Origin of the sequence: Propionibacterium australiense (assembly GCF_003666605.1) — a bacterium.
In the GTDB taxonomy this organism is placed as follows: domain Bacteria; phylum Actinomycetota; class Actinomycetes; order Propionibacteriales; family Propionibacteriaceae; genus Propionibacterium; species Propionibacterium australiense.
Window position 1 is genome coordinate 100,174 of sequence record NZ_RCIV01000009.1, and the last position, 9,375, is coordinate 109,548.

Annotated in this window: 11 protein-coding genes; 4 read left to right on the forward strand and 7 right to left on the reverse strand. The window is 64.3% G+C overall.

Annotation, left to right across the window (positions count from 1 at the left end; translation table 11 throughout):
• Positions 1 to 192: 192 nt before the first annotated feature.
• The 7 genes from D9T14_RS08350 to D9T14_RS08380 all read right to left on the reverse strand — a co-directional run bounded on the left by D9T14_RS08350 (position 193) and on the right by D9T14_RS08380 (position 7,290).
• A complete protein-coding gene (locus D9T14_RS08350) occupies positions 193 to 1,551 on the reverse strand; it encodes a sugar nucleotide-binding protein (RefSeq protein WP_119161740.1) in 1,359 nt (452 codons plus the stop codon).
• Positions 1,552 to 2,796 (reverse strand): glycosyltransferase, encoded by a 1,245-nt coding sequence (locus tag D9T14_RS08355; RefSeq protein WP_119161741.1) that lies wholly within the window; start codon positions 2,794 to 2,796, stop codon positions 1,552 to 1,554.
• On the reverse strand, positions 2,793 to 3,413 hold the full coding sequence (locus D9T14_RS08360; protein WP_119161742.1) for a sugar O-acetyltransferase: 621 nt from the start codon (positions 3,411 to 3,413) through the stop codon (positions 2,793 to 2,795). The genes D9T14_RS08355 and D9T14_RS08360 overlap by 4 nt, the downstream gene beginning before the upstream one ends.
• A 138-nt stretch (positions 3,414 to 3,551) precedes the next feature.
• Entirely contained in the window at positions 3,552 to 4,715 is a 1,164-nt protein-coding gene (locus tag D9T14_RS08365; protein ID WP_121592109.1) for an isochorismate synthase, read from the reverse strand.
• On the reverse strand, positions 4,715 to 5,506 hold the full coding sequence (locus D9T14_RS08370; RefSeq protein ID WP_119161744.1) for an ABC transporter permease: 792 nt from the start codon (positions 5,504 to 5,506) through the stop codon (positions 4,715 to 4,717). Before D9T14_RS08370 ends, D9T14_RS08365 begins: the two co-directional genes overlap by 1 nt.
• Positions 5,503 to 6,291, reverse strand: coding sequence for an ABC transporter permease (locus D9T14_RS08375; RefSeq protein ID WP_119161745.1), 789 nt, complete (start codon positions 6,289 to 6,291; stop codon positions 5,503 to 5,505). Before D9T14_RS08375 ends, D9T14_RS08370 begins: the two co-directional genes overlap by 4 nt.
• Positions 6,292 to 6,294: 3 nt before the next feature.
• A complete protein-coding gene (locus D9T14_RS08380; protein ID WP_197720648.1) occupies positions 6,295 to 7,290 on the reverse strand; it encodes an ATP-binding cassette domain-containing protein in 996 nt (331 codons plus the stop codon).
• A 167-nt stretch (positions 7,291 to 7,457) separates the two neighbouring features.
• Here D9T14_RS08380 and D9T14_RS08385 point away from each other — a divergent pair, with 167 nt between their 5' ends.
• The 4 genes from D9T14_RS08385 to D9T14_RS08395 all read left to right on the forward strand — a co-directional run.
• Entirely contained in the window at positions 7,458 to 7,751 is a 294-nt protein-coding gene (locus tag D9T14_RS08385) for a hypothetical protein (RefSeq protein ID WP_119161747.1), read from the forward strand.
• A gap of 415 nt (positions 7,752 to 8,166) precedes the next feature.
• A complete protein-coding gene (locus tag D9T14_RS08390; protein WP_170175664.1) occupies positions 8,167 to 8,568 on the forward strand; it encodes a transposase family protein in 402 nt (133 codons plus the stop codon).
• A 176-nt stretch (positions 8,569 to 8,744) separates the two neighbouring features.
• The gene (locus D9T14_RS14465; protein ID WP_375154065.1) at positions 8,745 to 9,020 is read left to right on the forward strand and encodes a transposase; all 276 of its coding nucleotides are present in this window, start codon (positions 8,745 to 8,747) and stop codon (positions 9,018 to 9,020) included.
• Positions 9,017 to 9,375: IS3 family transposase (locus D9T14_RS08395; protein WP_147434118.1), on the forward strand; the 359-nt coding region annotated here is incomplete at its 3' end. The genes D9T14_RS14465 and D9T14_RS08395, both read left to right, overlap by 4 nt.

The following is a 9,375-nucleotide window of genomic DNA, read 5'->3' on the forward strand; positions in this document are numbered from 1 at the left end:
CAGCAGGATTCCATAAAGATCCAATTCACAAGGTATTTCATTGTTCATACGCAATAGCGCAGAGATCACCTCCCAGCGCCACGCGAATACGGTTAACGCGTTTCGAGAAGAGCGCTAAAGGATCGGCTCGCCCGTCATGACAGTCGGTGCGCAGGCGGTTGCCCACGCCCCGAGTCCTCGACACGGACCCGTTCAACCTCGTTTGACATGCGAATCCAGCAGCTCCTCGAGGCGCCCGGGGACGAAACCCGTCGCCATAACCCTGGCCAGGTCAAGTCTCGAGTTCCGCGGCCTGCGTGCCGAGCGAGGGTGCTCTTGCCGGTACTGCTCGGAGGAGATCCGCTGCACGTCATCTGCCGATCTGGCGCATCGCTCGAAGACGAGGGAAGCGATGTCGGCCCAGGAGACAACCGGGCCATCGTCGGTGACGTGATATGTGCCGTACGGGGCATGGTGCTCGAGAAGATGCACGATCGCCCGGGCGAGTGTATGGGCGGAGGTGAGACGCCCGAACTGGTCATCCACCACACGGGGGCACTCTCCACGTCGGGCGAGTGCGATCATCGAGTCGACGAAATTCCTCCCCTCTCCGACCACCCATGAAGTGCGAATCGTGTACTGCCGCCCCCAGGTCGCGGCGAGTCGTTCCCCGGCCGCCTTGGTCGCCCCGTAAAAGTTCAACGGCCCAACCGGATCGTCCTCTCCGTACCAACCCTGCTTCTGGCCGTCGAAGACGTAGTCGCTGGATACGGTCACCAGGACAGACCCGGCACGGCGCGCGATCCGGGCCAACTCGCCGATGGCCGTGACATTCGTCAGCCAGGCCTCCTGTCGGTCGAGTTCGGCGCCATCAGCGCTTGTATAGGCGGCCGCGTTGATGATGCACTCGGCGCCCTCGAGGAGGGCGTGGTCCAGATCCGCCAGATCGCACTCATCACGGGCGAACGCGCGTGCCCCCGGGAGAACCTCTTGGAGGGCACGTCCCAGCTGACCCTCAGCACCCAGGATCACCGTAGTGGACGCATCGAGCGGGGCCTGGGATCCGGTGTCGGACCCCGGCTCGGGGCTTGGTTCGACCTGGATCGGCCACTCGACGCCGAGACTCGGGTCGCCGGGATCTATCGCAGGCGGGAGCACCGACTGTTCACCGTCGGTGCATTGACTGGCCAGGAAGGAGTAGATCGTGCCGTCGACCAGCGCCTGGTAGCCGTCACCGACCCCGCGCGGCACGTAGACCGCGTCACCCGGGCGAACCTCCCGGGTGACGACTCGACCGTGCTCCGATCCGTCTCTAAGGTCCACCCACATCCCAAAGGCACGGCCGCTCGCGACCGAGACGATCCTGTCTCGTGGCTCGACGTGGATTCCGTGAACGGCACCCGCCTTAGGGCAAAAGGACAGACTGTGTTGGTTCGGGGAGAAGTCCGGGACACCGGCTGCAGCCATCTGCGCGTGGTCCCAGTTCTCGTGTGACCAGCCGCCCCGATCCGCTCGTGTTTGCGACTCCACCATGAGTAGCCCGGGGATCTCTGTGTGTCTCACCGTGATCATTCACTGTCCGTTCTCGCCGATGGCCTTTTCAGAGGCGTCCCTGAAGCCTGCGGTGAGACCGAGCAGGACCTCGACTGCCTCGTCGACCCCCTGCTCCGCCTTCAGGCGCGGAGCGAGCCCCCGAGCCGCCTCATCGTGGTCACCACTGAGTAGCTCGTCCATGCGTACGGCGAGCATCCGCCGAGTAAGCTCCCCCCGCTGGGCGTCGATGTAGGCCGGACCGGCACCGTTGCGGTGCACGGCCTGAGCATGGAACTGCTGGTCGCCACCGAAAGCGACCGTCATGACTGGGACACCCGCGCGCAGCGCGGCCCCGATGGTGCCCACTCCCCCATGGCTGATCACACCCCGACAGCGCCCGAGCACGGCCTCGAAGGGCACCCGCGCGAGGCTAAGAAGCCCGTCCTCCTCACCGCGGGGATGCTCCGGTTCCACGATGATCGCCCGCTGCCGACGTTCGACCAAGAGCTCACGGACCCAAACGCGGGCCCTCGGCAGCTGCGAGGAGGCCACACTGCCGAAGCTGACCAGCAGTGGTGCCTCCCCGTTGCCCAGGAAGTCCTCGACCTCCTCGTCAAGATGCTCGGGGTCCTGGGGACGGCACAGCCATTCCCCGGTCACGTGGACCCGTTCGCCCCAGGCCGGGTCCGGCGGACTGAGAGTGGGGCTGAACTGGTAGAGCGTGGCGTCAGGCCGGCAGGGGCAGAAGCGCGGCAGGCGCAGACGACGCCGCCAGGCCCCCATCACAGGGGCCATGGCCCAGACCATCATGAGATTCGATGCGCGATGCCAGGCGGTTGCCCGCCAGCTCCCATCGTTGCGTCGCGGGTCGACCAGGCTGTAGCGACGGCCCGGTTCGGTCGGATAGGCCAAGACGCGCAAGCAGGGCACCCCAGCCGCCGCCGAGAGCAGACGCGCCATCTCGGTGAACTGATTGTGCAGAACGACGTCGATCCCGTCCATGGCCCCCTCGAGTGCCTCGAAAACGGCCGGTTCGCCCATCATCTCGCGGAAACCTCGGACCGCGTCCAGCACCCCCTTGGTGTCCCCCAACAGCCGCCTCATGAGCCGCTGGCAGTCGCCGGGCAGAGGAAGATAGTCGATCCCCTCGGTCTGCACGCGGGTGGCGAAGTCCTCGAAACCTGCGAGCACCAGTTCGTGGCCGCGTTCAGCCAAGCGCTGTCCCAGCGCGATGAAGGGAATGACGTCGCCCTCAGAACCCAGAACGGCGGCAAGCGCCCTCATGACGTGCCGTCCTCACCCTGTCCGGAGGCGGTCAGCAGCCTGTCCTGGGGGCCGAGTCCGCGAATCACCCGACAGGGATTGCCCGCAGCCAAGCTCATCGGCGGAACGTCCTTGGTGACCACGCTTCCGGCCCCGATGACGCTCCCCGCCCCTATGCTCACACCTCCTGTGACCACACAGTGACCGCCGATCCACACGTCGTCGCCGATACTGATCGCGCTGGATGTGCAGATCATCTCCCGCCTCTCATCGGGGTGGAGGGCATGATTCCCGGCGAAGAAGGAGCAGTTCGGCCCCACCATGACGTTGTTACCGAAGACAACCGGCGACATGTCAAGCACGGTCGTCCCGAAGTTGAAGGTGGCCCCGTCACCGATGGTTATGTTGAACCCGAGAAGAGCGTTGAAGGGGAGGAAGATTGTCAGCGACTCCCCGATCGAGCCGATTAGATCATGCATCGCCGCCAGTTTCTCGTCCCACTGCGAGGGCTTGAGCTTGTTCATCGCATAGCATTTCTCGGCAGCCGCCATCATGTCCTCGTACATCGACCAGTCGTCGATGGGCCTGAAGGGCTGTCCAGTACGGATCTTCTCCTCAATCTCTTCTCGAGAGTCCATGTTCACTCCTCAGTTGCGCATTGAATCGGATGGTGGATGGGATTGGGCTGTGACTGGTTTGCCTTGCAATGGCCCGCGCGAGGAATCAGACGACGATGCTCACGGCCATGGCGCCACTGTTGGCACGAGCACGGCCGCTCAGGGATCGTGTCTGCCCTCCTGCCCGCCGAGGGCCGCCAGGAAGGTCCGCATCTTGGCTGCGGTCTCGCGTAGCTCTGCCTCTGGTTCGGAGGTGGCGATGACGCCGGCTCCTGCGAACATCGTCGCCTGGTCCCCGCGGAGCACACCTCCGCGCAGGGCCAGCGCCCACTCGCAGTTCCGATCGGCGTCGATCCATCCGATCAGCCCCGCGAAGAGGCCTCTGTCGAACCCCTCGTGGTCGACGATGAAATCGCACGCACGTTCAGGGGGCCAGCCGCACACGGCCGGCGTGGGATGCAACTCATAGAGCAACTCGAAGGGGCTGGCTCCGCCCCTGAGCGTTCCCGTAATCTCGGTGCCAAGGTGCCACACTGCTGGGGTAGGCACCAGTCGTGGACGCGAGGGGATCCTCGGATCATCGGTGCGCGCGCGAAAGACCTTGGCGATCGCCCGCACAACATATGAGTGCTCAGCCAGGTCCTTCCCAGACGCAAGGAGGGCCTCGGAGGCCCGCTCGTCCCGCTCGAGATCACTCCCGCGGACCATGGTGCCGGCCAAGGGCACAGTACGCACCCGCGAACCCGAGCAGGACAGCACGAGTTCGGGGCTGGCGCCCAGGAAGACCCCTTCCTGGGCGAATTCGCCACTATAGCCTCCGGGCACGTCAATCAGGTAGACGAAGGCGTCTGGATTCTGTATCCCGAGTCGGACGAAGACCGACTGAGGATCCCAGGGGACCGCTGCGCACACCGTCGCGCTGCGCCCCAAAACCACCTTGTCCAGCTCCCCTGAGCGGATCGTCTCGACGGCCTTGGCGACAAGGCACCGATAGCCCTCGTGGCTGGGCCGCCGATCGGTGACGGCGATCGTGGACGCAGAGGGAACGAAGGGCTCGGGCAGACCGGGAAAAGTGCAACTCCTCCAGCAGGCCTCTGCAGGACGGTAGAGCATCCCCGGCCTTGCGCTGTCGAAGGGAAGCACCCCCACCACGAGCTGGGGGGCCTCAAGGGGAGCAGCCAGCACATCCTCGACGGCCCTGGCAACCTCGGTACCGACCCATGAGCGCGGCTCGACGTGCCGCACGACTCCAGTGGCGACCAGATGACGCCCTGAGGAGGCGAACTCGAAGCGGGGCTCCCGCGCCGCAGACGAACTGCTCATCACAGGGCCCAACGCCGCAGACCGCTTGCCCGGCGCCACAACACTAAGAGGCTGAGCGCTACGAGACCGCCGAACCAGAGGACAAAGACAAGCAACTGCTGGCTTTCAAGGCCCCCGTTGATGATCGCATCGACGAGTTCGGTGACAGCAGTGATCGGTGAACCGTCGACGAGGGGGCGCAGCACTGCCGCATACATCTCGCGGGGCATCATGGCGGTGTTGAAAAACATGGCGGCCATCACCAGCGGCGCGAAGCTGAAGGCGCCTTGCGGGGTCTCCACGAGATGACCGAGCATGACGCCCACAGCACCGGCCGAGATCGCGACGAGCACCAAGACGACGAGCACGCCCAGCAGATGCACCGCACCACCGAACTCCGCGCCGAGGACAAGACCGAGGGCCACGGCCGCCAGTGTTGCAGCGAAGGCACGCACTGCCTCAGCGAGGATACGCCCGACGATCGCCGCACTACGCGGTCCCGGCATGCTGGCGAGGCGCTGCGGCAGCCCCTCGTGACGCTCCTGGACGATCGCCCCTGCACCGAGCAGGCCCCCAGTGAACGCCTGGGAGACGCCGACCATGACGGCCACATCGGTCATGTCCATCTCAGAGCCACTGAACTGTTCGACCATGCCAGCGAACATCACCCTGATGATCACGATCATGACCACGGGTACACCAAGCGCGGCGCCTAACGTCACGGGGGATCTGCGCCAGCGCCTCAGCAGACGTCCAGCGTGCACAGCGACCGCGCCCGCCCATCCAATGTGGTTCTGCTCGCCGCTACTCATGCCGACCTCCTGAAGGCTCGCGAGACCCACCAGGCGCCAAGAACGAGCCCGCCGGTCAGCCATACCAGCGCCTCCCAGCCCGAGTCGCCGGGCGTCTCACCGTTGAGCAAGGCCCGGTTCGTATCGATCATTGGGGAGAAGGGCATGTGGGCGATGAGCGGTTCCAGACGATCAGGCAGGGTGCTCAACGGGATGAAGGCCGTCGAGACCATGAGCAGGGGAAGTTCCACGCCTTGGATGAGTCCAGCCATCTGGACCGGCTGTCTCGAGCGCAGGGCTAGCCCGGAGAAGACCAGCACCAGTACCTCACCCATCGCTAAGGCGACGAGGAACGCCAAGACCAGCCCGGACCAACTCGCTGGTTCAGCCCCGCACAGCAGCCCTAGGACGATCACGGTGCACAGGGAGAGGATCGCGCGGATCAGATCGCAGATCATGCGCCCCATGATCACGCTCAGGGCGTGGACCGGCATCGCGCGAACCCGGGCCAGAAGCCCCGACTCGACGTCGACGGCCAAGGCCATCGCCGATCCCCCGGCGGTAAACATGACAGCTTGGAACATGGCCGCCGCCATGAGGAAAAGGGCGTAGTCGAAACCGGAGCCACTAGCAGCGTGACCGAAGACCACCCAGAAAGCGAGCATCGACATGCCGGGGATCACCAGCGCCGAGACCAACGAGGCGGAATTGCGCATTAAGCGCAGATTGTTGCGCCAAGTGGCTCCGCGTACAGCAGTGAGAGCACTCGACCGCAGCTGGGCAGACGAGGAGTTGGAGAGCGCCATCCCTCAGCCCTCCTGCGTGTCGGCGAAGGCTGTGCCGAGAAAAACCTCGTCCAAGGAAGGCGGGTTGAGCGAGGCCGAGACAGGCTCCAGCTGCGCGTCCGCCAGTGCAGCCACGCACCGGGACAGATCTCGGGCCCCATTGCGCGTGGTGAACAGGACCTCGAGAGCCTCGGCCCGGAAATCCTCGGCCGGACGCGAAAGCACGCCCGGCAACAACTCGATGGCGCACCGTTCGGCGGTTTCTGCCTCGTCGAAACCGAGTCGGCAGATCGGGGCGCCGAAGCGGCGGCGCAGTTCGCCTGGGGAACCCTGAGCCGCGGCCCGCCCCCCGCGCAACAGCACGATGTCGTCGGAGAGCCGCTCAGCCTCGTCCAGGTACTGGGTGGTGAGCAGCACCGAGACCCCGCGGTCGCGCAACTCGTCGACGGTCTTCCACAGTTCACGCCGCGACAACGGGTCCAGACCGGTCGTTGGCTCGTCGAGGAAGAGCAGTGAGGGCTCGACGACGAGGGAGGCCGCGATGTCGAGCCGGCGACGCATGCCCCCTGAATAGTTCGCCACACGCCTATCGGAGTCATCGGTCAGGCGAAAGGTCCGCAACAGTTCATCGGCGCGGGCCCTGGCCGCGGACGCGCCGAACCCGTGAAGTCGAGCGAAAAAGACGAGGTTCTCGCGGCCGGTCAGTTCACCGTCGACGGCCGCGAACTGACCTGTGAGGGAGATTGTGCGGCGCACCGCGGCTGGTTCATCGACGACATCGGCTCCGCACACCCGCACCGTGCCTGCACTGGGCAGCATGAGGGTCGAGGCGATGTTCACCAACGTCGTCTTGCCGGCACCGTTGGCACCGAGCAGGGAGACCACCGAGCCTCTCAGGACCTCAAAGGAGAGCCCTTTGAGCACCTCGGTGGCTTTGTCACCCCGTCCGAAGGTTTTGCAGAGCTCGCTCACGCACAGCACTACCTCGTCGTCGCGTCCGGTCGGCAGGGACTCGAGCATGAGCATTCCTCCATAAGGTACAGCCACGGCGGGACTGTTCGTCGCCGCTCTATTAAGCCTGTCAGCATAACTGTGATTAGTATAGCATTACCTAACCAATTATGTCACTGAGGACCGCTCGCGAAACGGTCCCGCGTCGGGCTTCGTAGCGGGTTGGTTGTGGGGGCGTGATCGGTTTCTGGGAGCGGGTGGGCGTGACCATGGGACGGTCGCCGGTGCTCGGCCTGGAGACCGAGACCCCGACCGTGTTGAGCGTGTTGCGTGGTGAGATCACCGTCACCGTGGCGGCCCGCATGGAGAGGGCCTGCGAGCAGACGATCGGCCGGTGGGCGGTGTTCCTCGAAGGCAGGGAGGACTGTTCTGGTGGCCGGAAGGCCGGGCCCGCCCGGCCCGCGGGGCCCAGCTCGGAGGTCGGGTCGAGGGTCTCACGCTCGTGCTGGGCGAAGCGACAGTGGAGTTGAGGGGTCTGGAGAGAAGAGCGCCGAGAGCAGGCTGGGTGCTTCGAGGACCCCTGGGGCAATCCGGATCGTGGAAGGGATGTCGGTCTCAGGGTTCTGCGGGCTGTTCGGCATTCCCGGACGAGCCGGGAATGTTCAGTGGTTTGTGTAAGCCTTCACTGAAGGACTGCTACTTGGAGTACTTGGTGTTTTTCGGACAGTGGGTGAAATGATCGTGAGGTAGAGGGTTATTCAAAACCCTTAGTTTGAGGGGGTGATCTTGGAATCTGTTCTACCGGTGTTGGCGTGTCACGATGAAAAGTGAGGACCTACCGCTGAGAAAATTGGCTTGTCGAATACAATAATCTCAGAACAGGTCCTCGCGTGTGCCATACAACAAGCCTGCCGGTCGAAGCAATCGCAGTGTGCTACCAGACCCTTGCTCACAATTATCCCCGTACCCCAGGCCACCGGGCGCCTGCCCGCGTTGAGTCAGGCAGAGCAGATCAGGGCCACACTGGCCTATCTGCGACGCAACCGGGCTCAATCCGAGCTGGCCGAGTCGTTCGGGGTCAACCAGTCCTCGATCTGCCGGGCCATCAGCCGGTGGACGCCACGGATCGTCGAGATCCTCGCAGACCTTGTGCCCACCGCAGACGACTTGGACCAGACCCAGACCCTGATCGTGGACGGCACTCTCGTGCCATGCTGGGACTGGAAACACGAGCCGGGCCTGTACTCGGGCAAGCACCACACCACCGGGTTGAACCTTCAGGTGGCCTGCACCCTGACCGGAAGACTCGTATGGGTCTTGCGACCCTGCCCCCGGGTCGACCCATGACGCGAAAGCCATCCAGTCAACGGGTTTTCTTGAGAATTTCCCGGACATGCCGCCATTGGGTGACAAGGGCTACATCTGGCTGGGTATGACGGCTCTTCACAGATTGGAGTGCTTGGTGTTTTTCGGACAGTGGGTGAAATGATCGTGAGGTAGAATTAGATCATGTCGGCACCGAAATACAGTGCGGAGTTCACCGAACAAGTCGTTCCAGAGGTCGTCCAGAAGTCCAAGCCGATTCGGGTGAGGTCGCCAGGTCGTACGGGCTTGTGGCGCAGACAGTCGGGAACTGGGTCGCGAAATGGCGGAAAGAACACCCCGATCCCAGCACTGATGGCACCACCGCGGAAGAACACGCCGAAATCAGACGCCTAAAAGCAGAGCTCCGGGAGGCTCGCATGGAAGCCGAGTTCCTGAAAAAAGCGGCGGCCCTCTTCGCCCCTGGACCCGGGTGAGCGCGAAATACCGTTGCATCCACCGCGAAGAAGGCAACTACCCCATCCAGCCCGTGTGCCGGTGGGCGAAAGTATCCAAGTCCGGCTACTATGCCTGGCGAAACCGCCCCAAGTCCTCGACAACCAAGCGGAGAGAAGACCTGACGGCCATCATTGTCGAGTTCTTTGACGAGTCCGAACAGACCTACGGTTACCGCCGGATCCACGCCGAACTGGCCCGGAGCGGCGTCAAGGTCTCACCCGACACGGTCCGCAAGATCATGGCAACAGAGGGTCTTGTCGCTTGTCATCCCAGGAAACGGGTCAGGACGACCACCCCGGCCCCAGACCTTCCCAGCCGGCCCGACCGGTTGCG